Genomic DNA, 26,684 nt, shown 5'->3' with positions numbered 1-26,684 from the left:
GTCAAGCAAAAGTGTGGGAGCTTTGTGATCGTTACCCGCTCGTGATAGACACCGAGCGACAAAACACGAGGTCGGAAGGGCGTGGTTCACTGTGCTCATGGAAGGGCTGCAGAAATTTCCTCCGCGCCCCACCGGGGCCGGGGAGATGTTCCAGCTGTTCCGGGACGGCACTCCGCACACCCGCGCCTCGCTCGTCTCCGAGACCGGCCAGTCCCGGTCGACCGTCGCCGCGCGCATCGAGGCGCTGACGGCTGTCGGGCTGCTCGCGCCGGCCGGTGAGGCGTCCAGCACCGGAGGGCGACCGCCGTCGACCTTCGCCTTCGACCCCTCGAACCGCATCGTGCTCGGCGTCGACCTCGGGGCCACGCACGCGCGGCTCGCGATCACCGACCTCGCCGCCAGGCCGCTCGCGTCGACGCAGGAGCCGCTGGCCATCGCCGACGGCCCCGAGCCGGTGCTCTCCTGGGTCGCCGAAGCCGGCGCAGACCTCGTCACCCAGGCCGGGCGGAAGGTGGAAGAGCTCGCCGGCATCGGCATCGGGTTGCCCGGCCCTGTGGACCACGCCGACGGACGGCCGGTCAACCCGCCGATCATGCCGGGCTGGGACGGCACCGACGTCCCCGGCATCCTGCACCGGCTCCTGGGCGCCCCCGTCGTCGTCGACAACGACGTCAACGTGATGGCGCTCGGAGAGCACCGCACCGTGTGCCCCGACGAGCAGGACCTGCTGTTCGTCAAGGTCGCCACCGGCATCGGTGCGGGCGTCGTCATGGACGGAGAGCTGCGCCGCGGAGCACAAGGTGCCGCCGGCGACCTCGGGCACGTCGCGGTCTCGGGCGCCGCCGAGATCCCCTGCCGCTGCGGCAACGTCGGGTGCCTCGAAGCCGTCGCGGGCGGGCTCGCGATCGCCGGCGTGCTGCAGGAGTCCGGCGCACAGATCCGGACGACCCAGGACATCGTCGACCTGGTCCGCGCCGGGGACGTCGCGGCCGGTCAGGCGGTGCGTCAGGCAGGCCGCGACATCGGGACCGTGCTGGCCGCCTCGGTCAGCCTGCTCAACCCGTCACGCATCATCATCGGCGGTATCCTCGCCGGTGCCGGCGAGCACCTCGTCGCCGGGATCCGGGAAGTCGTCTACCAGCGGTCACTGCCCCTGGCGACCCAGCACCTGCGGATCGTCACCTCGCGGGCGGGGGCGCAGGCAGGCGTCGTCGGTGCTGCGACACTGGTCACCGATCGTTTCCTGGCTCCCCACTCGATCGACGCGCTCATCACCGTCAAGGAGGACTCGTGAGCAACCGTCAGGCCCTCGTCGTCCGCGGCGGGTGGCAGGGTCACGACCCTGTCGCCACCACGGACCTCTTTCTGCCCATGCTCGCCGTCGCCGGGTTCGACGTCACCGTCGAGGACTCGCTGGAGGTCTACGCCGACGAGTCCGTGATGACCGGCGTCGACCTGATCGTGCAGAGCTGGACCATGGGCGAGATCCTCGCCGACGAGATGCACGGGCTCCGCCTCGCGGTGGAGAACGGGGCCGGGCTCGCGGGCTGGCACGGCGGGCTGCTCGACGCGTTCCGCGGCGCCACCGACTTCCAGCACATCGTCGGTGGTCAGTTCGTCGCCCACCCGGACGACATGGTCGACCACGAGATCGACGTCCGCCCGGAGCGGGCCGACCATCCGGTCGTGGCCGGCATCGGACCACGCATCCGCCTGACCACCGAGCAGTACTGGGTCCAGACCGACCCGCTCTGCGACGTGCTGGCGACGACCACGCACGCCGTCCGGGACGGAGCACCGTGGCAGGAGCCGGCGACCGTGCCCGTCGTCTGGACCCGGCACTGGGGCCGGGGAAAGGTGTTCGCGTGCGCCGTCGGGCACAGCATCGCGGACCTCAAGATCCCCGAGATCCGGACGATGATCGAGCGCGGCATCCTCTGGGCGGCGCGCGACCACCGCTGAACCGCCGCGCCCGTCGGCACCCTCACTCCGCGAGCGCTTCCGGGCCTCCCTCCAGCAGCCGGGTGAACGCGTCCTCGTCGAGGATCGTCAGCCCGAGGTCGCGCGCCTTGGTCTCCTTGGAGCCGGCGTTCTCCCCCACCACGACGTAGTCGGTCTTCTTCGACACCGACCCTGATGCCTTGCCCCCCGCGGCGATGACCGCCTCCTTGGCCCCGTCGCGCGTGTAGCCCTCCAGCGACCCCGTCACGACGACGGTCAGCCCGGCGAGGGGGCCCGTCGGTCCCTCGGCGGCCTTCTCCGCCATCACGGCGGGTCCCGGGTGGCCGGGGATGACGAACCGGACGCCTGCCGCGGCCCAGACCTCGACGATCTCGCGGTGCCAGTCGACCTGGAACCAGGCCAGCAGCTCGTCGGCGATGACGGGCCCGACACCCTCGACCGCGGCCAGCTCCTCGCGCGACGCCTCGCGGATCGCGTCCAACGATCCGAACCAGTCCGCGAGCGCCCGCGCCGCCACCGGGCCGACGTGCCGGATGTTGAGCGAGACGAGGATGCGCCACAGGTCCTTGGTCCTGGCGCGGTCCAGCTCGTCGAGGAGCTTGGTCGCCTGGCTGGAGGGTTCGTGGACGGGGAGCGTCTCCCCTGCCTCCTCTGCGGCGAGCCGCGCCGCCTTGGAGTGCGTGAGCTTCTTGCGGAACGGTGTCCGACGGCGGAGCCCGCCGTCGTCGTCGACCTTCGGCAGGCCCGTCTCGGCGTCCCGCACGACGACCTCGATCGGCAGGAGCCGCTCCAGCGTGAGGTCGAAGAGCCCCGCCTCGGTCCGCAGCGGTGGCTCGGCCGGGAGGTCCGGCTGGGTGAGGGCCGCCGCCGTGACCTCGCCGAGCGCCTCGATGTCCAGTCCTCCGCGGGACCCGATGTGCTCCACGCGCCCGCGGACCTGGGCCGGGCAGGACTCCGCGTTCGGGCACCGCAGGTCGACGTCGCCCTCCTTCATCGCCCGCAGCGGGGTGCCGCACTCCGGGCACTCGGTGGGCATGACGAAGTCCTCGCGCGGGTAGCCGTCGTCGGCCAGCGCGGGAACGGGCCCGAGGATCTCGGGGATGACGTCGCCGGCCTTGCGCAGCACCACCATGTCACCGATGCGCACGCCCTTGGCCTTGACCACGTCCTGGTTGTGGAGGGTGGCCTGCCGCACCGTGGACCCGGCGACCGTCACCGGTTCCATGACGGCGTACGGGGTGGCGCGGCCCGTCCGCCCCACCCCGACCTGGATGGCGACCAGACGGGTGTTGACCTCCTCGGGCGGGTACTTGTAAGCCGTCGCCCACCTCGGCGCGCGGCTCGTGGTGCCCAGCCGGCGCTGGTCGGCGAGCGCGTCGACCTTGACCACGATGCCGTCGAGCTGGTGCTCGATGTCGTGCCGGTGCTCCGCGAAGTACGTGATCATGTCCACCACGCCGTCGATCCCCTGGACGACCCGGTTGTGCGGCGACACCGGGATGCCCCACCGCTCGAACAGGGTGTACGCGTCCGACTGGTTCGCCAGCTCCGCGTGCTCGCCCTCGGTCCACTGCAGGGCTCCGACGCCGTGCGCGTAGATCCGCAGGGCCTTCACGCGGGCGAGGCCCGCCTCTCGCTCCAGGCCGCTCTTCTTGTCCAGGAGCTGCCGCAGACCACCCGCAGCCGCGTTGCGAGGGTTCGCGAACTGCGGGAACCGGCGCAGCGCGGCCACGCGTGCGCGTTCCTCGTCGAAGGCACGGGTGGCGGCGGCACGGCCGTCCGCGCGGTCCCGCGCCTCGGCCACGGCCCGCTCCCTCAGCTGCTCCTGCAGCTCGTTGAGCCGCTCGAACGCCGAGACGGGGATGAAGACCTCACCGCGCACCTCGACGACCTCCGGGTGGTCGTCCCCGGCGAGCCGCTGGGGGATCTCGGCGATCCGCAGCGCGTTGGCGGTGATGTCCTCGCCCGTCTGGCCGTCGCCACGCGTCGCGGCACGCACCAGTCGGCCGCGCTCGTACAGCAGGGCGATCGCCAGCCCGTCGATCTTGACCTCGGTCAGGTAGCCGACGTCACCGCCGTCGACGCCGAGGTCTCGGGCGACGCGCGTGTCCCAGGCGCGCAGCTCGTCGACGCTGAACACGTTGTCGAGGGACAGCATGCGCTCGAGGTGCTCGACGGTCGAGAACCCGGCAGCGGCCTGGCCGCCGACCCGCTGCGTCGGTGACTCGGGACTGCGCAGGGCCGGGTGCGCGGCCTCGAGCGCCTCGAGCTCCCGCATGCGTGCGTCGTACTCGGCGTCGGACACCTTCGGGGCGTCGTGCTGGTAGTAGGCCCGCTGATCCTCCTCGACGAGGGCGACCAGCTCGGACCATCGGCGCTGGGCGGTGGGCTCGTCGAGAGCGGCGGGATCGGTCGTGTCGGTCACGACCCCATCTTGCCGGGTCCCACCGACAGCGGCAGGCCGGTCCGTCGTCACGACACGGACGCCCCGTCTCCCTGGTGCGCCGCTATCAGCCCGCCCGTGTCGGAGACGCGCCAGGCGCGCATCCCACCGGGCCCGTCCGCGGCGACGACGACCCCGTCACCGGACGGGTAGACCGCGCTCACGTCGGGCTGCGTCGACGGGACGGGGCTCCACCACCAGGTGCTGCCGTCCTGCGACAACCACAGGACCGGACCCGACCACTCCTCGGTCTCGACGCTGCCCGTCGCGGCAAGTCCGCCCGGGACCTCGACGATCTCGTCGAGGTGCTCGTCCGGCCCGGTGACGTGCCGCGTCTCGTACGTCAGGCCGTCCTCCGTGTACCGCAGCTCCGTACCGTTCTCGGTGCCGAAACGGACGAGCGAGCCCGCGCCGTCGACCCGGCACTCGCCCACCGTCTCATCGGGTCCCAGGTCGAGGGGCTCTCGCTTCCAACGCTCTCCGTCGCGCGCCCAGACGACGTCGTCCCCCTCGGCGGTGCCGAGGACGAAGGCACCGTCACCGGCGGCGCACACGTGGTCCGCGGACGAGGCTCCGTCGCCGGGCTCGAACTTCCCGACGGTCCGCCAGGACTTCCCGTCCTTCGAGGTCCACAGGGCGGCTCGGTGCCGTTCGGCGAAGTTCGCTCCCTTGCCGGCCACGCCGGTGGCCAGCCAGCGACCCCCGACCCACTCCATGTCCGAGGCGGAGGCGTACCCATGGGCGAGGACGGGCTCGGGGTCGGACCAGGTCTCGCCGTCGCTCGCCGCGGCCAGGACTCCCACGCGCAGGTCGTCACCCTTGCCGAGCCACCTCGTCTCGAGGGCGGCTCGGCGACCGTCCGGCGCCGAGGCCTCGACGCGCCGCTCGGCGTCGTCCACCGTGACGACGAGCTCGCCGTCCGCCGGCCCGAGGTGCGCGAACTCCGCACCACGCCGCCATCCGTCGTCGAGGATCTCGAAGAACGCGCGCGAGACCGGTACGCCGCCGTCGACGGCGAGGGCAGGCGTCGCGGGACGCTGCCACCGCTGCGGCTCGGCCAGGACCGCCACCACCTCCATCGACTCCTGCTTCTCGCGCAGGCGCACGACCGTCGCGCCGTGCTCCGCAGCCAGGACGCTGCGCACCTCACCGGTGCCCGCCACGCCGGCGCTGGGGCCCGAGTGCGACAGAGCAGCCATCTTCTCGGTCGCCGCGACGATACCGCTGCGCCCCTCCACGTCGATCGAGAGGGCCGCCTGTCGGTTGGCCTCCAGCCAGAGGACTGCGGCATACCCGTCCTGGAACGGTGCCGGTGCGCCGAACCCGGTGGAAGCGGTCTTGGAGTCGTTGTCTTCTGTGTGGCTGACCGACCACCTGTCGTCGTCACCAGTCGTGCTCCACGCCGTCGCGATCGTCCCCTCCCCGGCGGGTACGTCCCGCCGCGTGGTGCCCGTCGCCACGAACCCGCCCTCGACCGACGTCACGCCGACGACCTGCGGTTCGATGCCGGGGACGAAACGTCGGCTCCAGGTCTCGCCGGCGTCGCGGCTCCGGAGCGCCGTGACGAGATCATCGCCGGCCGGCGCCGTCTCGGTCAGGAGCACCACCATGTCGTCGCCGGACGCGGCCACCGCGACGACGCCGGTCGCCTCCTCGGGTGCATCGATCTCGAACTCGGTCACGCCACCGTCCGGTGCCACCCGCAGCCCTCGGACCGCGTCGCTCGACCGGTCGGTCCCGAGCGCCACGACGTCGCCGTCCGTCACGGCGATGCCCTCGACGCTCATCGCGTCGAGCTCTGGGGACTCCACCGGCTGCCAGGTGCTGCGATCGGTGCTCAGGAGGAGGTAGGTGCCGTACTCACCCTCCGACCACCGGGTCCCCCCGATGACGGCCGTGTCGCCGGCCGCCGCCACCGTGACAGACCGGACGTCGCCCGCCACGGGCAGGAGGCGCGGCTCCGCCGGTAGCTCGGCGCCGTCGGCGAGCCAGATCGCGAGCCTGCTGAGATCACCGGGTTCGGTCCTGGCCCCTGCGACGAACCACGGCAGGTCACCGGCGGGACCGACGATCGACGCGTGATCGACGACCGGTTGCTCAGGTCGGGTCGACGCCGGCAGGTCGAGCTCGACGAACTCGGCGGGCGGGGCAGCACCGTCGTCCGGGTCGGCTCCCGTCCCGGCCGAGCTCGGATCGCACCCGGCCAGGACCGCGACGAGGAGGATGGACAGTGCTGTGCTCAGCGATCTGGATCGCCGTCGGTCTGTGGTCACGGTCGGCGACGGTATCGAGTCCCGCCGCCTGTCTGCAGGCGTTGTCCACAGGCCGCTGGCCGACCGGTTCGTCCTGTTCTCGGGTCTATCGCCCGGTCTGTCCGGACCGCTACGATTCTTGGCATCACCGATGCCCGACCGAGAGCAAGGACGCCCATGAAGATCGCCGTCGTCGGCGCTGGATTCGCCGGTCTGGCCAGCGCCAAGATCCTGGCCGAGTTCGGCCACCAGGTCGTCGTGTTCGACAAGGCCCCAGACGTCGGGGGCGTCTGGAGCGCGACGCGCCGCTACACCGGCCTCTACACGCAGAACAACAAGGGCTCGTACTCCTTCTCGGACCTGCCCATGCCGAAGCACTACCCGGAGTGGCCCAGCGGCGAGCAGGTGCAGGCCTACCTCGAGCAGTACGTGGAGGAGCACGGGCTGTCCGCCCGGCTGCGCCTGTCCACCGAGGTCGTGCGCGCCGAGCTCACCGACGCCGAGGACGGCTGGCTCATCACCTCCCGGCACGTCGGCGAGGCTGTCGGCGACCCCGAGCCGTTCGACCACCTGATCGTCGCGAACGGCATCTTCTCCGACCCCGTCATCCCGGCGTTCGGAGGGCTCGCTGAGCTCATGCGTGCCGGCGGGAAGGTCGTGGCCGCGAGCCAGCTCTCCTCGGTGGAGGAGGCCCGCGGCAAGAACGTCGTCGTGGTCGGCTACGGGAAGTCGGCCTGCGACGTCGCCGGCGAGATCGGCCCGGTGGCGGAGCGCACGACGGTCGTCGCCCGTCAGCTGCTGTGGAAGCTTCCGAAGAAGCTCGGCAACACGCTGAACTACAAGTACCTGCTGCTGACGCGGCTCGGCGAGGCCCTGTTCCGCTACCAGACGCTCGACAACTCCATGGAGAAGTTCCTGCACGGGCCCGGCAACGCTGTCCGCGGGTCCATGGTCTCGAGCGTGGGTGCCCTCTCCAAGAAGCAGCTGCGCCTGGAGCATCTCGGCCTGGTGCCGCGCGGCGACTTCGCCGACATCGCCCGCTCGACGGTGTCGCTGGCCACCGACGGGTTCTACGAGCAGGTCGCCGACGGATCGATCGTCGTCCATCGCGACGCCGAGGTCGAACGGTTCGCCACCGACGACGACGGTGCTCCGGTCGCGGTGCTCAGCGACGACAGCACCGTCCGCGCCGACCTGGTGGTGTGCGGCACCGGTTTCCACCAGCGGGTGCCGTTCCTCGACCAGGACGTCACGGACCGTTTGCTCGACGACCGTGGCAACTTCCTCCTCTACCGCCAGATCCTGCCGCATGACGTGCCCCACCTGACATTCGCCGGCTACAACTCGTCGTTCTTCAGCCCTCTCTCGGCAGAGATGGGTGCCGTCTGGACGGCGGGATACCTCGCCGGGGCCCTGAACCTGCCGCCCCTCGAGGTCCGGCGCGAGCACGTCCGGGACCGCGTGGACTGGATGGAGAAGCGCACCGAGGGCCGGCACGCCCGCGGCACCAACGTGATCCCCTTCTCGATGCACCAGGTCGACGAGCTGCTCGACGACCTGGGCCTCAACGTCTCGAGGTTCGCCCAGACGAAGCAGTGGCTGCTGCCCGTCGACCCGAAGGCCTACCGCGGGGTCTCCGGCCGCCTGCGCGCCCGCGTCGGCGCCTGACCGCGCACCCTCGCCCCCGGCGCGCGCTCCCGGCCGGTCCCCTCAGCGGAACCGGACCGGGAGCTCGCGCGGATAGCAGGTCCATGCGGATCGCACGAGCTCGATCTCGTCGGGCCCGACCGTGAGCTCGATGTCGGCGACCCGGCTGAGGAAGTGCCCCATCACGAGCCGCGTGATGAGCGGAGCCGTGCGGTGGGCCGGGCACGCGTGCGCCCCCACGCCCCAGGTCAGGTGGAAGCGGGAGTCGACCTGCTCCCAGGGATCCGCGGCCTGCACTGCGGCATCGGCGTTGGCGGCCGCCACGGCGGGGACGACGGCGTCACCCGCCGCGATCGGCTGACCGCCGAGCTCGCTGTGGGTCAGTGCGTAGCGAGGAAGCAGGTGCGGCATCGGCGGCGTGTCCCGCGCGATCTCGTCGAGCGCGTCGTCGAGCGAGAGCCGTCCCCCGTGGACCTTCGCGCCGAACCCGGGGTCCGCGAGCATCCGCTGCAACGCGGTAGCGGTCCAGGCCACCTCGGCGTCGTGCGCGGTCCGGAACAGCAGGCCGACCGCCCCCATCACCTCGAGATCGTTCTCGTGCTGGCCATGAGCCAGCAGCTGGGACGTCAGATCGTCGGCCGGCTCAGCACGCCGCCCGGCGACGAAGGTCGCGAGCAGGTTCTCTATCTCGGCGACGGCCGGGAACGCGGACTCCGTCCCGGAACGTTGGTCCACGGTGAGCTCGTGCATCCGGCGCGCGTCGGCGAGGGTCATCCCGAGGAGGTCGGCCAGGACGCGGACCGGGACGTCGACCGCATAGTCCGCCACCAGGTCGGCCTCGCCACGGGCAGCGAGCCGTTCGAGGGCCGACGTGCACGCGACGCTGACCGTCCGGGTCAGCCGCTTCTCGTCGACGCCCCCCAGGACGTCCGCGATCGGTGCGCGCAACCGACGGTGCTCGCCGCCGTCGCGGTCGTGGACGCTGTCCCGCTGCGCGAGGACCGCCCGCGCCGGCGACCTCCAGGCGACCAGCCGCTCGGCCTCGTAGCGCCACGCACGCGAGTCACGGGAGAACAGCACCTCGTTGCGCAGGACCGTGCCGACCTCCTCGTAGCCGAGCGCCAGCCACGCCGGGACGCCGGGCTCCAGGTCAACCGGGGCCACGGCGCCCCAGCGGGAGCGCAGCGCCGCGTAGCCCGCCTGAGGATCGCGGGCACCGGCGAGGTCGGCGAGCAGCGGCCGGTCCGCGACCTCTTCGAGCCGGACGACGCGGCCGGCGGCGGTGATGCTCATGCGGCGGCGTTCCCGGCCCGTCGGAGGTCCAGCGCGTGCGCGACCAGCGTCGTCAACGCCTCGACCGCCTGCGGCCGACCGCGGACGTCTCCCGAGACGACGGGCGTCCCCTCCGGCAGGTCGAGCGCCGCGCGGACCTCGTCGAGCCCGTGGCGCGGAGAGTCGGGGAACTCGTTGACCACCACCGCGACGGGCAGGCGGGTGTGCTCCTCGAGCTGGTCCAGGACCTCGAAGCTCTGGGCCAGGTCACGCGTGTCGACCATCACCAGGGCGCCGACCGCACCGTCCGCCAGCCCTGACCAGAGGTCCCAGAACCGGCGCTGCCCGGGCGTGCCGAAAAGGTAGAGCGCGGTGTCGGAGCCGACGGTGACACGGCCGAAGTCCATCGCGACCGTCGTCGTCCGCTTCTCGTCGCGCCGAGGGTCGACACCGACGCTCGCCGTCGTGATCGACTCCTCGGTGCTGAGCATCGGGATCTCGCTCACAGCCCGGATGAGTGTCGTCTTGCCGACGCCGAACGCGCCGACGACCAGCACCTTGACCGACCGGGCCACGGTCGGGGCCAGGTGGTGTGCTGTGCGGGGCTCAGAGGCCGCGGAGCCCATCGAGCACCTCCTCGAGCAGGTCCGTGTCGGGCAGGTCGTGCACCGGGGTGGACAGCACCGCCAGGTAGCCGCCGTCGACGAGGTCCGAGACCATGACGGCCACGAGGCTCACCGGCAGGTGCAGGTAGGCGGCGAGCTCGGCCAGGGCCAGGGTTCCGCGGCAGGTCCGCAGCAACGCCTGCTCGTGCCGGCCCGCCGTCCCGGGAAGCTCACGACCGTCGTCGACGGCGCGCAGCAGCGTCTCCGGCCGCAGCGTGTTCCGGGTCGGGTGCGCTCGTCCGCCGGTCAGGACGTAGGAACGTACCGGGTGGTCGCGGTATCCGTCCGTGTGCATGTCGTCATCCCTCAGCTGACCGGGTCCGTGCCGAGCGCGTGCTCGCCGATCATGAGCACCTGCGCCTGCATCTGCTGGGCGACGAGCCCGGGATCGACCGTCGCGTCGGTCACGACGGCGAGCCGAGAACCGTCCCCGGCGCCGCGCACGAACAGGAACCCGCCGTCGAACTCGACGACGACCTGCCGCAGCCGGTCACCGGCCCCGAACTCGCGGCCCATGCTCATGCCGAGCGCGACGAGTCCGGCGCACGCGGCCGCGACCTTGTCGGCGGTGTCCGGGACCGTGTCGTCGGTCCGGACCTTGACGAGGCCGTCCGAGCTGAGCACGACGGCATGCTGCACGCCACGCACCTGGGCCACGAGGTCGAGCATCCAGCTGTCGGGGTCGTCCGTCCCGGGTGGTGTCGTTCCGGTGGTCTGGGTGGTCATCTGTCCTCCGAGGTCCCGTCCGTCGCGACGGACGGCTCATGGGTGTCAGGGTCGTCCTGCGATGGTGCGTCTGTCCTCGCGGCGAAGAACGCGCCGATCCAGGCTCCCGCCTCCTCCGCGGTCTGGTCGGGGGTCGAGGTCTCAGGTCGCCGTCCCGCCGGCGGCAGGCGGTGCCCGGGCGCAGGCGCCGACCCCGCCACCGCACGCCGGGTGCGTCGCTGCGGCAGCACCGGCGGGCCGCTCGGCGGACGCTCTCGCACCGCGGTGGCGTCCGGCGCCGGCTCCTGGGCCGCGGGCTCCTCCCACCCGTCGTCCACGCCGGGTGCGAGCACCGCGGGAGCCGTGGCGGCCACCTCGGTCAGGTTGCCGGGGACCATCACCACGGCCCGCAGGCCGCCGTACACGGACTCGGTGAGGTCGACCCGAAGGTCGAGGAAGCGTGCATAGGTCCCGACGACGGCGAGACCCGTCTGCGGGACCTCGCCGAGCTCGGCGATGCCCACCGATCGCTCACCGGCGGCGATCGCCCGGACCCGGCTCAGCTCGCGCGGGTCCATGCCCACGCCGCAGTCGTCGATCTCGATGACGGCACCGCGCTGGACCTGCCGGATGACCGCGAGCACCTGGGTGTTCGGTGGGGAGCACTGGGTGGCGTTGGCGAGCAGCTCCGCGACGACGTGCACGAGCGGCTCCACCGCACGCCCGACGATCGCCAGGCCCGGGTCGCCGGAGACCTCGACCCGCTGGAACGCGGTGATCCGGCCCGCGGCAGCCTTCACCACGTCCGGCAGCGGCAGGGCGTCCTCCCACGTCTGTCCCGGGCGGCGGCCGCACAGCGCCACCAGGCTCTGCGCCTGCCGGGCGTGCTGCGCCGCCGCGTGGTCGATCCGCATGGACGTCTGCAGCACGTCCGGGTCCGCGGAGTGTCGCTGGACCATCCGTGCCGCCTCCTCCTGGATGCGGTGGGCCGAGGCCTGCACCTTGCGGCTGAGCGCCACGACAGCCGTCTCGACCGATGCCCGCTGGTCGGCGCGGGCCTCCTGCTCGACGGTGAGCGCCGTCGTCGTCTCCCGCAGCGCCTGGGTCGTCTCGTGGAGACCGGCGGCGAGGCCGTCGCGCTCGATCAGCAGGGCACGGAACGCGGCGGCGTCACGGCGGGACGCGCCGGACAGCAGGACCGCCGCCACGACGGGCAGGACGACGGCAGCGACGGCGAGCACCCACACCACCCAGGGCGGAGCAGCCGCGCCGACGAGCGGGAGCGCTGCCACGCACAGGACCATGCCGGCGACGCAGAGCCACGGCAGGAGGCGGCCCGTCGCAGAGGGCCGGGCCGGGGTCGTCGTGCTCACCGCACCTCCGTCGGTGTGAGACCGGGTCCGACGGCGTCGTGCACAGATCGCGCGAACGCGACCTTCTCCGCGAACCCGTAGGAAGGTCTGAACCGGGCACAAAGCCCTGACCAGGAGTTTCTACCACAGGGATCACCCGGGTGAAAGAGGAAGCCGAAGCCGAGGATGCCCCTGCGGGCTCTGCGTCGCACCCCCGGGTTAGGGTCCTGGCCATGAGTGCCGACCCGCTGCTGCGCACCGCGGCCACCTCGCCCGACGCACCGCACACCTCCGACCCGTACCGCTGGCTCGAGGACGTCTCGGGCGACGAGGCGCTCGCCTGGGTACGGGAACGCAATGACGAGGCGCACGACGCGCTCGGCGGCAGCCGGCTCGACCCGACCGAGGCGGCTCTGCGAGAGGTCCTCGACTCGGACGACCGCATCCCCGACGTCTCACGGATCGGGGACCACCTGTACAACTTCTGGCGCGACGCCGACCACGAGCGCGGGCTGTGGCGGCGGACCACGCTCGAGTCCTACCGGACCGACGCACCGCGGTGGGAGACGGTGCTCGACCTCGACGCGCTCGCCGACGCCGAGGGCGAGTCGTGGGTGTGGCACGGCGCGTCGGTGCTGCGTCCGACCCCGGAGCAGCTCGCGGCGGGCGAGCCCTGGCGTCGTGCGCTGGTCGACCTTTCGCCCGGCGGTTCGGACGCCGACGTCACGCGTGAGCTCGACCTGGTCGAGAAGCGCTTCGTGCCGCCGTCCGAGGGCGGGTTCCGCCGTCCGCTGGCCAAGGGCGGCCTCTCCTGGGCGGACGAGGACACCGTCTACGTGTTCACCGACTTCGGCCCGGGCACGATGACGCCGTCCGGCTACCCCCGGATCGTCAAGCTGTGGCGCCGGGGCACCTCGATGGACGACGCGACCGTCGTCTACGAGGGGACCGACGAGGACATGTACATCATGGGGAGCCGGTCCCGTACGCCCGGGTTCGAGCGTGACGTCGTGCGTCGGTCGATCGCGTTCTACCGCTCCGAGACCTCCCTGGTGACCGACGTCGGCACGCCGGAGCAGCAGCTGGTACGCATCGACGTGCCCGACTCCGCCGAGGTCGGCCTGCACCGCGAGTGGCTCCTGGTCGAGCTGCGCGAGGACTGGGCGGTGGGCGGCCGTACCCACCCGGGAGGGTCGCTGCTGGCCGCACCCCTCGACGCGTTCCTCGACGGGTCGCGCGACCTGACCGTCCTGTTCGCCCCGACGCCCGCCACCTCGCTGGCCGGAGCCACCTGGACCCGCCACCACCTGGTGCTCAACGTCCTCGACGACGTCAAGAACGCCCTGCACGTCCTCACTCCGCCGGACCTCGCGGCGGGCGCCGACGGGACCGACCCGTGGACACGGTCCGAGCTGCCCCTCGGCGGCGAGCTGCTCACCGTCGGTGTCCGCGCCGTCTCCCCGGTGGACGGCGACGACGTGTGGGTGACCAGCAGCGGCTATCTCGCGCCCTCCACCCTCGCGCTCGCCACCGTCGTCGGCCCCGGGACGGACCCCACCGAGCCGGAGCCCTTGAAGTCCGCCCCGGCGTTCTTCGACGCGACCGGGATGGTCGCCGAGCAGCACTTCGCGACCTCCGACGACGGCACACGCGTGCCGTACTTCGTGGTCGGCTCCGCGGAGCTCGTCCGCCCGACGGACCCCACGGCGCCCGGCACGGCCCCGACCCTGCTGTACGGGTACGGCGGCTTCGAGATCCCGCTCCTGCCCGGCTACTCCGGGACCGCCGGCCGGGCCTGGCTCGCACGCGGCGGGGTGCGCGTCGTGGCCAACATCCGTGGCGGCGGGGAGTACGGCCCTCGCTGGCACCAGGCCGCACTGCGGGAGAACCGGCACCGGGCGTACGAAGACCTCGCCGCCGTCGCGCGGGACGTGGTGGCGCGCGGCATCACCACGCACGAGCACCTCGGCGTGCAGGGCGGGTCCAACGGAGGGCTGCTCGCCGGCAACATGCTCACGCAGTATCCCGAGCTGTTCGGCGCCGTCGTGATCCAGGTCCCGCTGCTCGACATGCAGCGGTACCACCACCTGCTCGCCGGCGCCTCGTGGGTCGCCGAGTACGGCGACCCGGACGTCCCCGAGGACTGGGAGTTCCTGCGGACCTTCTCGCCGTACCACCTGTTCGACGCCACCCGCGAGTACCCGCCGGTGCTGTTCACCACGTCGACCAAGGACGACCGCGTGCACCCCGGCCACGCACGCAAGATGGCCGCGAAGATGCTGGCCGCCGGCAAGGACGTCACCTACTACGAGAACATCGAGGGCGGCCACGGCGGCGCGGCCAACAACGCCCAGGCCGCGCACATGTCAGCGCTCGCCTGGACGTTCCTGCACGAGCGGCTCGCCTGACCGCCCCGCCGCGGGCGGGCAGGACGGCGGCTCAGACCGCAGCGCGCTCCGCGAGCGACTCCGCGACCCGCCCCAGGTTGGCGAGCCCCGCCCGGTGCTCGTCCGCGCCCGCCGGTGCCGTGCGCGGCGCCGCGAGCAGGGTGAGCGAGCCCAGGCCGGCGGGCGCCAGCCCGATACGGCGCCACGGCTCGGCGGCCAACCGCACCAGCTCGCCGAGCTGCGGTCCCGAGCACTGGGAGACCGTCGCCGGCGGCAGACCTGCCCAGAGCGCCACCCCACGCTCGGTCGCGCGGGCGACGAGCTCCCAGGCCCGCTCGTTCCAGCCGTCCGGACCGACCTCCGCCAGATCCAGCCCGATCGCGTCGGCACCCGCCAGCACGGCCGGCGGGATGCCCACCCACGTGCCGCCGAGGTGCACGACCGCCGTCGCACCGGCGTCGTGCACGGCCTCGATCACCGGACGCAGGCCCTCGACGACGCCGGGCCCGTCCACACCACGGATCCTCGAGTAGCCGGAGAACGTCGGCAGCACGCCTGCGTGCACCTGGCCCAGCAGCGGTTCGGCGAGCTGCACCACGACCTCCGCGCCCGGCACCTGGTCCCGGACGTCAGCGACGTGCTGTGCCAGCCCCGTGGCCAGGCCGAGCGAAAGATCGGCGCGCGCACCGGTGTCGGCCAGCACCCGGTCACCCCGCGCCGACCACAGCTCCGCCGCGAGCGTCCACGGCCCCGTCACCTCGACGGTCAACGGGCCCACGTAGCCGTGGGCCGCGATGGAGAGCGCCCCGAGGTCCTCACGCAGCAGGGCACGGGCGCGCCGCTCGTCCACGCCGGTACGGTCCGCCAGCTTCCACCCGTGCGGCCCGAGCTCGACCGCCGTCTCGGCCAGGAGGGTCGCGGTACGGCCCGTCGACCCGGCCCCGGGCCCGCGGTCCGTGAGCTGAGCGAGGAACGGCACGGCGCCGACGCCGGTGGGCAGCTCCGCGAGGTCACCGAAGATCGTCTGCTGCGCCTCCAGCACGTCGCGCTCGCCACCCGGCCACGGGCCGTGGCCGCTGACCGCCGTCATGCTCGCACCGCCCCGCCCGGTGCGCCCGCCGTGGCCGGCGCGTCGCGCCAGGCTCGTGACACGGTCGCCTGGCCCAGCACCCGGGTCCCCCGGTAGGCGACGACGGACTGCCCCGCCGCGATACCGCGGAGCTGCTCGCCGAGCCGGAGCTCCAGGCCGTCCGTGCCGCCGTCGGCCCCCGCGACGGCCCGGTAGAGCGCCGGTACCGCCCGGCCGTGCGCCCGCACCTGGACCTCGCACTCCGACCAGTCCGCCGGCGGCGGGGCGAGCCACACCGCCTGCTCCCCCGCGATCCGGTCCACGCTCAGGAGCTCCGCCGGGCCGACGACGACGGTGTTCGAGCCGGTGTCGACGTCGACGACGTACCGGGCCCGGCCGTCCGCGGCCGGTCGCCCGAGACCGAGGCCCTTACGCTGCCCGACCGTGTACGCGTACGCGCCCTGGTGCTCCCCCACCACGTTGCCCTCGGTGTCGCGCACCTCGCCCGGCTGTGCGCCGAGGCGTGAGCGCAGGAACCCGCGAGTGTCGCCGTCGGCCACGAAGCAGATGTCGTAGGAGTCCGGCTTGGCGCTCACGGACAGCCCACGGCGCTCCGCCTCGGCGCGCACCTCGTCCTTCGAGGCGAAACCGCCCAGCGGGAACATCGCACGCTCCAGACGCTCCGGACCCATCACCGCCAGCACGTACGACTGGTCCTTCGCGTCGTTCGGCGACCGGTGCAGCTCGCGCGTGACCGCCCCGTCCGCGTCCTCGTGCCTCTCGACGCGCGCGTAGTGGCCAGTCGCGACCGCGTCGAAGCCGAGAGCCGTCGCCTTGTCCAGCAGGGCCTCGAACTTGATGTGCTCGTTGCAGCGCACGCACGGGTTCGGGGTGCGCCCCGCCGAGTACTCGGACAGGAAGTCCGCGACCACCGTCTCCTCGAACGTCTCGGACAGGTCCCAGACGTAGTACGGGATACCGAGCACGTCCGCGGCACGGCGCGCGTCCCCCGCGTCCTCGATGGAGCAGCAGCCGCGCGAACCGGTGCGGAACTGGTCACGGTTCCGGCTCAGGGCCATGTGGACCCCGACGACCTCGTGACCCGCCTCCACGGCCAGCGCGGCAGCGACGGCGGAGTCGACGCCGCCCGACATCGCGGCGAGCACCCTCATGCGACACCCCCGGACAACGGGCGGGCGGCGACGAGCCCAGCCGCCCGAGCACGTTCCGCCACCTGGGGCAGCGCCGCCAGCAGCCGGTCGACGTCGTCGTGGGTCGACGTGGCACCGAGCGAGAAGCGCAACGCACCACGCGCGTCCGTCTCCTCCACGCCCATGGCGAGCAGCACATGGCTCGGCTGCGGCACCCCGGCCTGGCAGGCCGACCCCGTGGACGCCTGCACACCGGCGGAGTCCAGCAGGTAGAGCAGAGAGTCGCCCTCGGCGCCCGGGAACGTGAAGTGCGCGTTGGCGGGCAACCGGGCAGGCGTGCCCGACGACGTGACGGCCCGCGGGTCCGGACCGCGCAGGACGGCGTCGGGCACCGCGCGGCGGACCCTCTGCACCAGCTCGTCACGCAGGCCACCCAGGACGACGGCACGCTCCTCGCGGGCTGCAGCCGCCTCACGCAGGGCGACAGCGAAGGCTCGGATCGCCGCTGCGTCGAGCGTCCCCGAACGGACACCGCGCTCCTGCCCGCCACCGTGGGACACCGCCTCCAAGGGCAGCTCACGCCGCGCGAGCAACGCGCCGACCCCGACCGGCCCGCCCAGCTTGTGGCCCGTCACGGTCAGGGCGTCGACACCCGAGTCGGCGAAGTCGACCTCGACCTGCCCCACGGCCTGGACCGCGTCCGTGTGCACCGGCACGCCGTAGCGGTGCGCGATCCGCACGACCTCCCGGACCGGCTGGACCGTGCCGACCTCGTTGTTCGCCCACATGACCGAGACCAGGGCGATCTCGTCCGCATGAGCGGCGAGCTCCGCACGCAACGCCTCCAGGTCGACCAGACCTTCGCCGTCGACGGGCAGCAACGTGATCTCCGCCCCGGCGTGCCCGGCGAGCCAGAACGCCGGATCGAGCACCGCGTGGTGCTCGACGGCGGAGACGAGCACGCGGATGCGCTGCGCGTTCTGGGTGCGGCGGCCCCAGAAGATGCCCTTGATCGCCAAGTTGTCCGCCTCGGTGCCGCCGCCGGTGAAGATCACCTCGCTCGGGCGTGCGCCGAGCGCCGCCGCGACGGACTCGCGCGACTCCTCCACCGTGCGGCGGGCAGCACGGCCCGCCGAGTGCAGGGACGAGGCGTTGCCGGTGCGGCCGGCCTCGGCGACGAAGGCCTCGAGCGCCGCCGGGGACATGGGCGTCGTGGCGGCGTGGTCGAGGTAGGCGCCGGGCGCCTCGGTGGGTGTCACGGTCATCAAGTCTACGAACCATGCCGTGGTGCGTTCTCATCCCGCCGAGGTAGTACGGGTTGCGCCGAGGTAGCGGGGCGGTCTCCGTACTACCTCGACGGGCGGCGCACCAGCTCGGGTCAGGGTCGGAACTGTTCGCCGGGGCGGGGGTCGTGGGACGGGTGCTGGGTCGAGCCCTTGCCTCGACCACCACGACCGCCCGGGAAAGGGCCCGGCCCGTCGTGCCGGTCGCGTCCCTTTCCGCGGCCCCGGCCCCTGCCCTTGCCGTGCCCCTTGCCGGGGTGTTCGTGCTCCACATCGCTCCGGTAGACCTGGATCGTCGAGGGCCGAGGGCCGCGCCAGGCACCTGCCGGCACCTCCTCACCCTCGGCGAGGTAGTCCGGGAAATAGGACGTCTGCGCGGCCCACGTCCCGTCGTCGCCCGGGTGCTGCACGTTCACGTACGCCATGGAGTCGCGCACGTCGACGAGCGGGCCGCAGGTCTCCGCGCTGCGGGGTACCGAGAGGAACTGCTCCACCCGCCCACGACGGCGCCCGTCGAGCGTCACCTTGAACAGGCCGTCGCTCTTCTGGATCGAGGACGGCTGACCGTCCGTGGAGATCCACAGGTTGCCGTCAGTGTCGAACGCGAGGTTGTCCGGGCAGGAGATCGGCGAGACCTTGTCCGCCGGGTAGCCGGAGAAGTAGGTCGAGTCGTCGACCTCCGGGTCGCCGGCGACGAGCAGCAGGTTCCAGGTGAAGGTGGTGGCCGTCTGGTCGCCGCCGTCCTCGATGATCTCCACCACGTGCCCGTGGCGGTTGGAGCTGCGCGGGTTCGCCTCGTCGGCCGCCGCGTTGGAGCCGACGCCGCGGTTGGAGTTGTTCGTGCAGGCGACGTAGACGCGGCCCGTGAACGGGTTGGGTTCGACGTCCTCGGGCCGGTCCATCTTGGTCGCTCCGAGCGCGTCGGCCGCGACGCGCGTGAAGACCAGCACCTCGGCGAGCGACATGCCGGCCACCTGCGACTCGCCGTCCAGCACCAGCGGCAGCCATTCCCCGGTGCCGTCGAAGGACCGGTCGGAGGGCACCGCGCCAGACCCGTCGATCTCCGACGCCGGCGAGTCGCCCGTGAAGCGCGCCACGTAGAGGTCGCCCTCGCTCAGTAGCGTCTTGTTGTGCTCGCGAGCCCAGCGACTGTTGCCGTGACGCATCCGCTGCGACGAGACGAACTTGTACACGTAGTCGAACCGCTCGTCGTCGCCCATGTACACGACGGCGCGGTCGTCGTCGGACATGATGACGTTGGCGCCCTCGTGCTTGAGGCGCCCCAGGGCGGTGTGCTTGACCGGCTTCGACCCCGGGTCGTACGGGTCCAGCTCGACGACCCACCCGAACCGGTGGTTCTCGTTCTCGTACCCGGGGTTGTTGCCGTCGAACCGCGGCTCGTCCAGCTCCCAGCCGTACCCGGTCGGAGCGTTGCGCAGACCGTAGCGGGCGTCGCGGGAGTCGTTCCCGTTCACCCGCAGGTAGCCGTGGAAGTTCTCCTCGCCCGAGACGACCGTGCCCCACGGGGTGGTGCCGCCGGCGCAGTTGTTGAGCGTGCCCAGGACCTTGCGTCCGGACGGGTCGTCGGTCGTCTTCATGAGGTCGTGGCCGGCCGCGGGACCGTCGACGACGAACTCGGAGCCGATGTGGATCCGGCGGTTCAACCGCGCGATGCGGTCGTACTCCCATGGCGCGCCTTCCCGGTGGCGTCGCAGCTCGACCACCGACATGCCGTGCGCGGCGCGCTCGATCGCGCGGCGCGTCGCGGCGTCGTACGACTCGTCGAACATGATCTGCGGGTTGGTGTACTCGTGGTTGGACACGAGCACGCCGCGCCTGCCGCGGCGGGTCTCGACCATGGACCGGATGTGCTTGGGGTCCTCGGGCAGGATGTCGAGGTAGTCGCAGTTGTAGCCGAACTGACGAGCCTGCTGCTCCGGGCTCTGGCGGGCCGGGTCGAAGGCACGGCCGCCGGGCAGGATCGGGTCGCCCCAGCGGATGATCGGCGACCACTCGTAGCCCTCGGGCACGACGAACTGGTCGAGCTCCATCGGCTGCGGCGCGATGGCACGGAACGCGAGCCCCTTGCCGTGCTTGCGACCGCCGGCCGCGGCGGGCTGGGCACCGATCGCCTCGGCACCGACGACGACGGCGGCCGCGGCGGCCGCGACGCCGCCCAGCATGACACGTCGGCTCAGCGCCTTGGACGCGATGTCACGAAAGTACTCATTGGCGCTCAGGTTCGGCGCCGGGTGCGCGCAGGCGTCGGCGCACTTGTACCGGCAGGTCGCGGCGGCCCGCTTGCCGCGCGCGTAGTGCGGGGCCACCGTGACGGGGAGCTGGGGGCGGGACTCGGGGGCGATCGTCATCGGGCACTCCTGGATCGGGACCGGGGGTCCTGCCCGACGCTAGGAACGGTGCGTGGCGCGAGGGCGTCGCCCGGCCGACCGCACGATGAACAACCGATGACCTGCAGGGAGGCCGGCCGTGGATCAGCCGAGCGACCCGACCCATTCGCTCGACCCGTCGGCGAAGCCCTGCTCCTTCCAGATCGGCACTTCGGCCTTGAGCTCCTCGATCAGGTCGCTCGCGCAGGCGAACGCAGCCCGTCGGTGCCCGGAGGCGACGGCCACGACGACGGCGACGTCCCCGATCTGGAGGTCCCCCACCCGGTGCACGACGGCGGCACGCACGGTGTCCCCCGTCGCAGCGGCGACACGGTGGGCCACGCGTTCGGCGACGGTCGCGAGCACCGTGGCGGCGTCGGGGTGCGACTCGTAGTGCAGCGCGGTCACGCCTCGGCCCTCGTCGTGGTCCCGGACGTGGCCCGCGAACGTGGCGACCGCCCCGCAGGAGTCGTCGCGCACCAGGTCGGCGAGCCGCGCGACGGCGTCGTCGATCGGGTGGTCGACCACGTCGGCCTCCAGCACCACGGCGGACCGTGAAGTAGAGCCTGCGGTACCGGTGGAGTGCCCCGCGTGCTCGTCCGGAGTACCGGAGGCACTACTTCGCGGGACGGAGGGGTCGGCAACGGGGTCGGCGTGCGTGTGGTCGCCCCCGTGGAGCTGGTCGACGGCGTGCGGCAGGACGTCCGCCAGCGCGTCGAGGCCGTCGAGGACTCCCCCGACAGAGCCGGGCAGGTTCACGATCAACGAATGGTCTGCGACGCCGGCCACCCCCCGGGACAGCGCCGCACCGGGCACGGCCCGCTTGGCAGGATCGGTGGGCGCCAGCGACCTCGCCCGGACCAGCTCGGCGATCCCGGGCACCTCGCGGTCCAGCACGGCCCGCGTGGCCTCGGGAGTCATGTCCGACGGCGCGAGGCCGGTCCCACCGGCGGTGACGATCACGTCCGGCGCGCCGTCGTCGTCCACGTCGAGCAGGTCGAGCAGCGCCTCGCGGACGGGCTCGCCGTCGGGCACGACCTGGACGGGCAGCACCTCCCAGCCGCGCGCGGCGAACCACTCGGCCGCGGCCGGCCCGGAGCGGTCCGCATAGACGCCGGCAGCGGCGCGGTCGGACGCGACGACGACGGCGGCCCTCACGAGCGCTCCTCGCCGCGGACCCAGTCGCCGGACTTTCCGCCGGACTTCGCGACGACCTCGATGTCAGTGAGCGTCGCGGCCTTGTCGACGGCCTTGATCATGTCGTAGAGCGTCAGGCCCGCGACGGTCACCGCCGTCAGCGCCTCCATCTCGACGCCGGTGCGGCCGGTGGTCTTCACGGTCGCCGTGATCTCCACGGCGCCCGCCGAACCGCTCACCGGGGCGATGTCGATCTCGACGCCGGCGAGCGGCAGCGGATGGCACAGCGGCACGAGGTCCGGGGTGCGTTTGGCGCCCATGATCCCGGCGATGCGCGCGGTGGCGATGGCCTCCCCCTTGGGCAGCTCGCCCGAGGCGATGCGCTCGACGACGTCGGGCCGGGTGCGCAGGACGCCGCGCGCGGTCGCCTGACGCGTCGTGACGTCCTTGGCGGAGACGTCGACCATGTGGGCCGCGCCGTCGTCACGGTAGTGGGACAGGTCGCTCATCGGATCTCCCAGTAGTCGACGTCGTCGCCCTCGTCGAGGTGCGTGACGCCCGGCGGTACGTGTACCAGGAGCGTAGCCGCCGCGAGGTGGGCCAGGAGGTGGGAGCCGGGTCCGCCGACCATCTCGACGCGGCCGTCGGCGTCGCGGCGGCCGCGACGGACCTGGTGCAGGTGCCGGGGCGAGTCGACGGCCTCGGCCAGCGGCGCGCGGCCGCGCGACCGGTGCGTCGGCGTCGCGCCGGTGATCTCGGCAAGGACCGGGCGCAGGAACAGCTCGACGGACACCAGCGCGCTGACCGGGTTGCCGGGGAACGCGACGAGCGGGACCTCCCGGTTGCCGGCCGCGGTGCCCACGGTGATGGTGCCGAGCCCCTGCGGCCCACCGGGCTGGACGGCGACGTGCCCGAACCAGGCATCAGTGAGCGTCTGCCGCACCACCTCGTAGGCACCGGCCGAGACGCCGCCGCTGGTGACGACGAGCGCCACGTCGTCAGGTGCCTCGGCCAGCACGGCGCGCAGGGCGGCGGAGTCGTCGGCGACCACGCGATGGGAGACGCGCGCCCCGGCCTGCGCGAGCGCCGCGGTCAGCGCGGCGCCGTTGGCGTCGTAGAGCTGGGCCGCGCCCAGGGGCCGCCCGGCAGGGACGAGCTCGGAACCGGTGGAGATCAGCAGGACGTGCGGCGGCCCGGCGGTCTCGACCTGCGCCACGCCCGCCGCGACGAGCACCCCGAGCTGCGCAGGCCCGAGCGGCGTCCGCGCCGGCACGACGACGTCACCGGCTGCGACGTCGGAGCCCGCGCTCCGCACGAAGGTGCCGCCGGCGACCGGCATGGTGAACCGGACCGTCGCCGCGGTGCCGAGCTCGGGGAAAGCAGGTGGGTCGGCGTCCTCGATCTTGACGACGGCATCCGCGCCGTCGGGCATCGGGGCGCCCGTCATGACGGGCGCGGCCGCGCCGCGTGGGAGCGGTGGCGGCGTGGTCCCGGCCGGGACCGGGGCGACGACCGGCAGCTCGACCGGGTCGCCGGGCGCGGCGTCGGCCAGGTCGTCGCAACGCACCGCATAGCCGTCCATCTGGGAGTTGTCGAAGCCCGGCAGGTCGACGGCGGCCGTCGCGTCGCGCACCAGCACACGTGGCGCCAGCACGGCACCGGCCCGGGCGTCGGCCAGCAACGCGGCAAGGGTGACCGCGGTCGGCCCCGTGGCCGCCCGGAGGAGCGCCGGGCCCACCAGCTCGGCGACGGCCGCAGCATGGTCCGCCACCGGCCGGTTCGTCGCATCGTCGTGCACGAACGCCAGCCTACGGGGGCACACCGCGCACGGACGATCCCCGTCATTCAGGCACGTGCGCCTGGCAGGCGTTGCTGACGACGTAGATACGCCCTTAAGGTCATGGTCATGCCGCAGATGAGGATCAGCGAGGCCGCCGTCTACCTCGGCGTCAGCGACGACACCGTGCGCCGCTGGATCGACCGCGGGCTGCTCACCGCCATCCGTGACGACGCCGGCCGCAAGGTGGTCGACGGGTACGAGGTGGCGATGGCCGCCCGCGAGCACGCCACGCCGCCCGGTCTGCCGCACGGCATGAAGAGCTCCGCCCGCAACCGGTTCGTCGGGCTGGTCACCGATCTCCAGGTCGACGCCGTGATGGCGCAGGTCGAGCTGCAGTGCGGTCCGTTCCGCGTCGTGTCGCTGATGAGCAGCGAGGCGGTCCGCGACCTGGGCCTGGAACGCGGTTCCGTCGCGGTCGCCGTCATCAAGTCGACCAACGTGGTGGTCGAGGTGCCGGACCGGGGCCAGGGATGACGGCGGCGCTCCCCCGCCGTGCGCGCGCCGCCGGGGCCGCGCTCGTCGCCGCGAGCGCCGCCGTCGTCGTCACCGCCTGCAGCACCGGCACCACCGACGGCGGCACCACACTGACCGTCTACGCCGCCGCCTCCCTGACCGAGGCGTTCGAGCAGATCGCCGCCGACTTCGAGGCCGAGCACCCCGACGTCGACGTCCGGCTCGGCGTCGCCGGGTCCTCGACCCTCGCCGCACAGATCCAGCAGGGCGCCCCGGCCGACGTGTTCGCCTCGGCAGACACGTCGACCATGGACGAACTCGTCGCCGACGGCCTGGTGAGCACCCCGCAGGACATCGCCGCCAACGCGCTGGAGATCGCCGTCCCGCCCGGGAACCCGGCCGGGGTCTCCGCGCTGGCCGACCTCGCCGAACCCGGTCTCCGGCTGGTGGTGTGCGCCCCGGAGGTGCCGTGCGGCGCAGCCACCACCGCCGTCGTCGGTCACGCCGGGCTGACGCTGCACCCCGTCAGCGAGGAGCAGAGCGTCACCGACGTCCTCGGGAAGGTCACCGCGGGCGAGGCCGACGCCGGGCTCGTCTACGTCACCGACGTCGCCCGGGCGGGCGACCAGGTCGAGGGCGTCATGTTCCGGGAGTCCGCCGCAGCGGTGAACACCTACCCGATCGCTACTATCACCGGCACCCCCCGGCCTGCCCTCGCCGACGAGTTCGTCGATGCCGTCCTGTCCGACGACGGCCGGGCGGTCCTCGCGGATCTCGGGTTCGCCGCACCATGACCGCCCCGGCGACCACCCGCGCCGCCCGCAGGCGCGCCACCCGAGACCCTGCCGAGGTCGCGGCCGGGCTGCCGCGCTGGGCGTTCCTGCCCGCCGCCGTCGGCGGCCTGTTCGTGGTGCTGCCGCTGATCGCCCTGGGTACCCGGGTCGACCTGACCGGCTACTGGGGACTGGTCACCAGCGAGTCGGCCCGCGCCGCCCTGGTCCTCAGCCTGCGGACCGCCGCCGTCAGCACGCTGCTCTGCCTGGTGCTCGGCGTCCCGATGGCGATCGTCCTGGCCCGTGGGCGGTTCCGCGGCCGGAACCTGCTGCGGGCCTTCGTCCTCGTCCCGCTCGTCCTGCCGCCCGTGGTGGGCGGCGTCGCGCTGCTCGCCACGTTCGGCCGCCGCGGCCTGCTCGGCGAGTCGATGGAGGTCGCGGGGCTCCAGGTCGCGTTCTCGACGACGGCGGTGGTCATCGCCCAGACGTTCGTCGCCCTGCCGTTCCTCGTCATCAGCCTGGAGGGCTCGCTGCGCAGCGCCGGGACGCGGTACGACGTCGTCGCGGCCTCCCTCGGCGCCGGCCCGACGACGGTCCTGCGCCGCGTGACGCTCCCTCTCGTGCGGCCCGGCCTGCTCTCGGGGGCCGTGCTGGCCTTCGCCCGGGCGCTCGGCGAGTTCGGCGCCACCATCACGTTCGCGGGCAGCCTGCAGGGCGTGACCCGCACGCTCCCGCTGGAGATCTACCTGCAGCGCGAGACCGACCCCGACGCCGCCGTGGCGCTGTCCCTGCTGCTGGTGGCGATCGCCGTCGTCGTCATCGCCGGCACCCACCACCGGGCGACGCCATGACGTTCACGCTGAACGCCTCGGTCCCCTCGCGCGGGTTCGACGTCACGGTCGACGTCGCCGAGGGCCGCACCCTGGCGCTGCTCGGCCCCAACGGCGCGGGCAAGTCCACCGCCCTGGGACTCGCAGCGGGGACCCTGCGCCCGCACGACGGCGAGATCACCCTGGACGGCCGTGCCCTCGCCGGTGCCCGGGCCGGCCGCCGCACGGTCTGGGTGGCGCCGCACCGCCGCAGGGTGGCGCTGCTCGCCCAGGACCCGATGCTGTTCCCGCACCTGAGCGTGCGCGACAACGTCGCCTTCGGGCCCCGCTCGCAAGGCCGCTCCCGCCGGGAGGCCACCGCCGCGGCCGACGGGTGGCTCGCCGCGACCGACCTCACCGCGCTGGCCGGCCGCCGTCCGGCCGCGCTGTCCGGCGGGCAGGCCCAGCGCGTCGCCATCGTCCGGGCGCTGGCCGCCGCGCCGCGGCTCCTGCTGCTGGACGAGCCGATGGCGGCCCTCGACGTCGACGTCACACCCACCCTGCGGCAGACCCTGCAGCACCTGCTCGCCCGGCAGACCACCGTCATCGCCACCCACGACGTCCTCGACGCGCTGCTGCTGGCGGACGAGATCGCCGTCATCGACGGCGGCCGCGTCGTCGAGCGAGGCCCGACGGCGGAGGTCCTGTCCCGGCCGCGCAGCGCGTTCGGTGCGTCGATCGCCGGCTTCAACCTGCTGTCGGGGACGTGGACCGGCCACGGCGTCGCCACCGCGAGCGGCGCCGTCGTGCACGGCTACTCCACCCAGGCCGACATGCCGGCCGGGACGGCGATGACCGCCGTGTTCCGGCCCGCCGCCGTCGCGCTGCACCTGACCGACCCGCACGGCTCGCCCCGGAACACCTTCCGCGCCACGGTGCGCTCGGTGGAACCGCACGGCGCGCTGGTGCGGGTGCGCACCGACCAGCTCGCAGCCGACGTGACGCCCCAGGCCGTCGCCGAGCTCGCCCTGGTGCCCGGCCGTGCCGTCGTCGCCACGGTCAAGGCCGCCGAGGTCGACGTCTACCCCCGCTGAGCG

22 protein-coding genes are annotated in these 26,684 nt (G+C 73.2%); 8 read left to right on the top strand and 14 right to left on the bottom strand.

Features of this window, described 5'->3' with window-relative positions; all coding sequences use genetic code 11:
• The first annotated feature begins 97 nt into the window (after positions 1–97).
• Together ACH5HR_RS12135 and ACH5HR_RS12130 are read left to right on the top strand one after the other, a co-directional pair.
• Entirely contained in the window at positions 98–1,294 is a 1,197-nt protein-coding gene (locus ACH5HR_RS12135; RefSeq protein ID WP_402375578.1) for an ROK family protein, read from the top strand.
• Complete coding sequence (locus tag ACH5HR_RS12130) at positions 1,291–1,962, top strand: ThuA domain-containing protein (protein ID WP_416478066.1); 672 nt, start codon at positions 1,291–1,293, stop codon at positions 1,960–1,962. Before ACH5HR_RS12135 ends, ACH5HR_RS12130 begins: the two co-directional genes overlap by 4 nt.
• Before the next feature lie 22 nt (positions 1,963–1,984).
• Here the strand turns inward: ACH5HR_RS12130 and ligA are convergent, their stop codons facing one another.
• Entirely contained in the window at positions 1,985–4,387 is a 2,403-nt protein-coding gene (ligA, locus tag ACH5HR_RS12125) for an NAD-dependent DNA ligase LigA (protein WP_416478064.1), read from the bottom strand.
• Between the two features lie 47 nt (positions 4,388–4,434).
• On the bottom strand, positions 4,435–6,678 hold the full coding sequence (locus tag ACH5HR_RS12120; RefSeq protein ID WP_416478063.1) for a beta propeller repeat protein: 2,244 nt from the start codon (positions 6,676–6,678) through the stop codon (positions 4,435–4,437).
• A 156-nt stretch (positions 6,679–6,834) separates the two neighbouring features.
• Between ACH5HR_RS12120 and ACH5HR_RS12115 the strand changes: the two genes are divergently transcribed.
• Entirely contained in the window at positions 6,835–8,325 is a 1,491-nt protein-coding gene (locus tag ACH5HR_RS12115) for a flavin-containing monooxygenase (protein ID WP_402375586.1), read from the top strand.
• A 42-nt stretch (positions 8,326–8,367) separates the two neighbouring features.
• Here the strand turns inward: ACH5HR_RS12115 and ACH5HR_RS12110 are convergent, their stop codons facing one another.
• The 5 genes from ACH5HR_RS12110 to ACH5HR_RS12090 are packed head-to-tail and all read right to left on the bottom strand — an operon-like array spanning position 8,368 to position 12,319.
• Positions 8,368–9,597: a cytochrome P450 family protein gene (locus ACH5HR_RS12110; protein WP_416478062.1), complete on the bottom strand. Its 1,230-nt coding sequence runs from the start codon at positions 9,595–9,597 to the stop codon at positions 8,368–8,370.
• Positions 9,594–10,202 (bottom strand): GTP-binding protein, encoded by a 609-nt coding sequence (locus ACH5HR_RS12105; protein WP_449768917.1) that lies wholly within the window; start codon positions 10,200–10,202, stop codon positions 9,594–9,596. The genes ACH5HR_RS12110 and ACH5HR_RS12105 overlap by 4 nt, the downstream gene beginning before the upstream one ends.
• Positions 10,183–10,536: a DUF742 domain-containing protein gene (locus ACH5HR_RS12100; RefSeq protein WP_402375590.1), complete on the bottom strand. Its 354-nt coding sequence runs from the start codon at positions 10,534–10,536 to the stop codon at positions 10,183–10,185. Before ACH5HR_RS12100 ends, ACH5HR_RS12105 begins: the two co-directional genes overlap by 20 nt.
• Positions 10,537–10,547: 11 nt before the next feature.
• Positions 10,548–10,967, bottom strand: a complete 420-nt coding sequence (locus tag ACH5HR_RS12095; RefSeq protein WP_402375592.1) for a roadblock/LC7 domain-containing protein — start codon at positions 10,965–10,967, stop codon at positions 10,548–10,550.
• Entirely contained in the window at positions 10,964–12,319 is a 1,356-nt protein-coding gene (locus ACH5HR_RS12090) for a histidine kinase (protein ID WP_416478060.1), read from the bottom strand. Before ACH5HR_RS12090 ends, ACH5HR_RS12095 begins: the two co-directional genes overlap by 4 nt.
• Positions 12,320–12,531: 212 nt before the next feature.
• On the opposite strand from ACH5HR_RS12090, the gene ACH5HR_RS12085 reads away from it, so the two are divergent.
• Positions 12,532–14,706, top strand: coding sequence for a prolyl oligopeptidase family serine peptidase (locus ACH5HR_RS12085; protein ID WP_416478058.1), 2,175 nt, complete (start codon positions 12,532–12,534; stop codon positions 14,704–14,706).
• Positions 14,707–14,737: 31 nt separating this feature from the next.
• On the opposite strand, the gene ACH5HR_RS12080 is transcribed toward ACH5HR_RS12085, so the two are convergent.
• The 7 genes from ACH5HR_RS12080 to ACH5HR_RS12050 form a co-directional block, all read right to left on the bottom strand.
• Positions 14,738–15,775 carry a uroporphyrinogen decarboxylase/cobalamine-independent methonine synthase family protein gene (locus ACH5HR_RS12080; protein WP_416478056.1) on the bottom strand — a complete coding sequence of 346 codons (1,038 nt, stop codon included), beginning with the start codon at positions 15,773–15,775 and terminating at the stop codon, positions 14,738–14,740.
• Entirely contained in the window at positions 15,772–16,926 is a 1,155-nt protein-coding gene (mnmA, locus tag ACH5HR_RS12075) for a tRNA 2-thiouridine(34) synthase MnmA (protein WP_416478054.1), read from the bottom strand. The genes ACH5HR_RS12080 and mnmA overlap by 4 nt, the downstream gene beginning before the upstream one ends.
• On the bottom strand, positions 16,923–18,170 hold the full coding sequence (locus ACH5HR_RS12070; protein ID WP_416478052.1) for a cysteine desulfurase family protein: 1,248 nt from the start codon (positions 18,168–18,170) through the stop codon (positions 16,923–16,925). Before ACH5HR_RS12070 ends, mnmA begins: the two co-directional genes overlap by 4 nt.
• Positions 18,171–18,283: 113 nt before the next feature.
• The gene (locus ACH5HR_RS12065; RefSeq protein ID WP_416478051.1) at positions 18,284–20,557 is read right to left on the bottom strand and encodes a PhoX family protein; all 2,274 of its coding nucleotides are present in this window, start codon (positions 20,555–20,557) and stop codon (positions 18,284–18,286) included.
• Between the two features lie 123 nt (positions 20,558–20,680).
• Positions 20,681–21,733 (bottom strand): molybdenum cofactor biosynthesis protein MoaE, encoded by a 1,053-nt coding sequence (locus ACH5HR_RS12060; RefSeq protein ID WP_416478050.1) that lies wholly within the window; start codon positions 21,731–21,733, stop codon positions 20,681–20,683.
• Positions 21,730–22,221, bottom strand: a complete 492-nt coding sequence (gene moaC / locus ACH5HR_RS12055; RefSeq protein ID WP_402375606.1) for a cyclic pyranopterin monophosphate synthase MoaC — start codon at positions 22,219–22,221, stop codon at positions 21,730–21,732. Before moaC ends, ACH5HR_RS12060 begins: the two co-directional genes overlap by 4 nt.
• The gene (locus tag ACH5HR_RS12050; RefSeq protein WP_416478048.1) at positions 22,218–23,510 is read right to left on the bottom strand and encodes a molybdopterin molybdotransferase MoeA; all 1,293 of its coding nucleotides are present in this window, start codon (positions 23,508–23,510) and stop codon (positions 22,218–22,220) included. Before ACH5HR_RS12050 ends, moaC begins: the two co-directional genes overlap by 4 nt.
• 108 nt (positions 23,511–23,618) lie before the next feature.
• On the opposite strand from ACH5HR_RS12050, the gene ACH5HR_RS12045 reads away from it, so the two are divergent.
• The 4 genes from ACH5HR_RS12045 to ACH5HR_RS12030 are packed head-to-tail and all read left to right on the top strand — an operon-like array spanning position 23,619 to position 26,681.
• Positions 23,619–24,026 (top strand): TOBE domain-containing protein, encoded by a 408-nt coding sequence (locus ACH5HR_RS12045; protein WP_416478046.1) that lies wholly within the window; start codon positions 23,619–23,621, stop codon positions 24,024–24,026.
• The gene (gene modA, locus ACH5HR_RS12040; RefSeq protein ID WP_416478044.1) at positions 24,023–24,799 is read left to right on the top strand and encodes a molybdate ABC transporter substrate-binding protein; all 777 of its coding nucleotides are present in this window, start codon (positions 24,023–24,025) and stop codon (positions 24,797–24,799) included. The genes ACH5HR_RS12045 and modA overlap by 4 nt, the downstream gene beginning before the upstream one ends.
• Positions 24,796–25,629: an ABC transporter permease gene (locus tag ACH5HR_RS12035; protein ID WP_416478043.1), complete on the top strand. Its 834-nt coding sequence runs from the start codon at positions 24,796–24,798 to the stop codon at positions 25,627–25,629. Before modA ends, ACH5HR_RS12035 begins: the two co-directional genes overlap by 4 nt.
• Positions 25,626–26,681, top strand: coding sequence for a sulfate/molybdate ABC transporter ATP-binding protein (locus tag ACH5HR_RS12030; RefSeq protein ID WP_416478041.1), 1,056 nt, complete (start codon positions 25,626–25,628; stop codon positions 26,679–26,681). Before ACH5HR_RS12035 ends, ACH5HR_RS12030 begins: the two co-directional genes overlap by 4 nt.
• Positions 26,682–26,684 lie beyond the last annotated feature (3 nt).

This window comes from Isoptericola maris, from assembly GCF_048065335.1.
Lineage (GTDB): Bacteria > Actinomycetota > Actinomycetes > Actinomycetales > Cellulomonadaceae > Isoptericola > Isoptericola rhizosphaerae.
This window is presented reverse-complemented; position numbering and strand designations above follow the sequence as displayed.

Bases quoted from the DNA above. Each gene is read 5' to 3' on its own strand.
- ACH5HR_RS12135 (WP_402375578.1), top strand. From the start codon at position 98: ATGGAAGGGCTGCAGAAATTTCCTCCGCGCCCCACCGGGGCCGGGGAG.
- ACH5HR_RS12115 (WP_402375586.1), top strand. From the start codon at position 6,835: ATGAAGATCGCCGTCGTCGGCGCTGGATTCGCCGGTCTGGCCAGCGCC.
- ACH5HR_RS12110 (WP_416478062.1), bottom strand. From the start codon at position 9,597: ATGAGCATCACCGCCGCCGGCCGCGTCGTCCGGCTCGAAGAGGTCGCG.
- ACH5HR_RS12105 (WP_449768917.1), bottom strand. From the start codon at position 10,202: ATGGGCTCCGCGGCCTCTGAGCCCCGCACAGCACACCACCTGGCCCCG.
- ACH5HR_RS12100 (WP_402375590.1), bottom strand. From the start codon at position 10,536: ATGCACACGGACGGATACCGCGACCACCCGGTACGTTCCTACGTCCTG.
- ACH5HR_RS12095 (WP_402375592.1), bottom strand. From the start codon at position 10,967: ATGACCACCCAGACCACCGGAACGACACCACCCGGGACGGACGACCCC.
- ACH5HR_RS12085 (WP_416478058.1), top strand. From the start codon at position 12,532: ATGAGTGCCGACCCGCTGCTGCGCACCGCGGCCACCTCGCCCGACGCA.
- ACH5HR_RS12080 (WP_416478056.1), bottom strand. From the start codon at position 15,775: ATGACGGCGGTCAGCGGCCACGGCCCGTGGCCGGGTGGCGAGCGCGAC.
- mnmA (WP_416478054.1), bottom strand. From the start codon at position 16,926: ATGAGGGTGCTCGCCGCGATGTCGGGCGGCGTCGACTCCGCCGTCGCT.
- ACH5HR_RS12070 (WP_416478052.1), bottom strand. From the start codon at position 18,170: ATGACCGTGACACCCACCGAGGCGCCCGGCGCCTACCTCGACCACGCC.
- ACH5HR_RS12065 (WP_416478051.1), bottom strand. From the start codon at position 20,557: ATGACGATCGCCCCCGAGTCCCGCCCCCAGCTCCCCGTCACGGTGGCC.
- moaC (WP_402375606.1), bottom strand. From the start codon at position 22,221: ATGAGCGACCTGTCCCACTACCGTGACGACGGCGCGGCCCACATGGTC.
- ACH5HR_RS12045 (WP_416478046.1), top strand. From the start codon at position 23,619: ATGCCGCAGATGAGGATCAGCGAGGCCGCCGTCTACCTCGGCGTCAGC.
- modA (WP_416478044.1), top strand. From the start codon at position 24,023: ATGACGGCGGCGCTCCCCCGCCGTGCGCGCGCCGCCGGGGCCGCGCTC.
- ACH5HR_RS12035 (WP_416478043.1), top strand. From the start codon at position 24,796: ATGACCGCCCCGGCGACCACCCGCGCCGCCCGCAGGCGCGCCACCCGA.
- ACH5HR_RS12030 (WP_416478041.1), top strand. From the start codon at position 25,626: ATGACGTTCACGCTGAACGCCTCGGTCCCCTCGCGCGGGTTCGACGTC.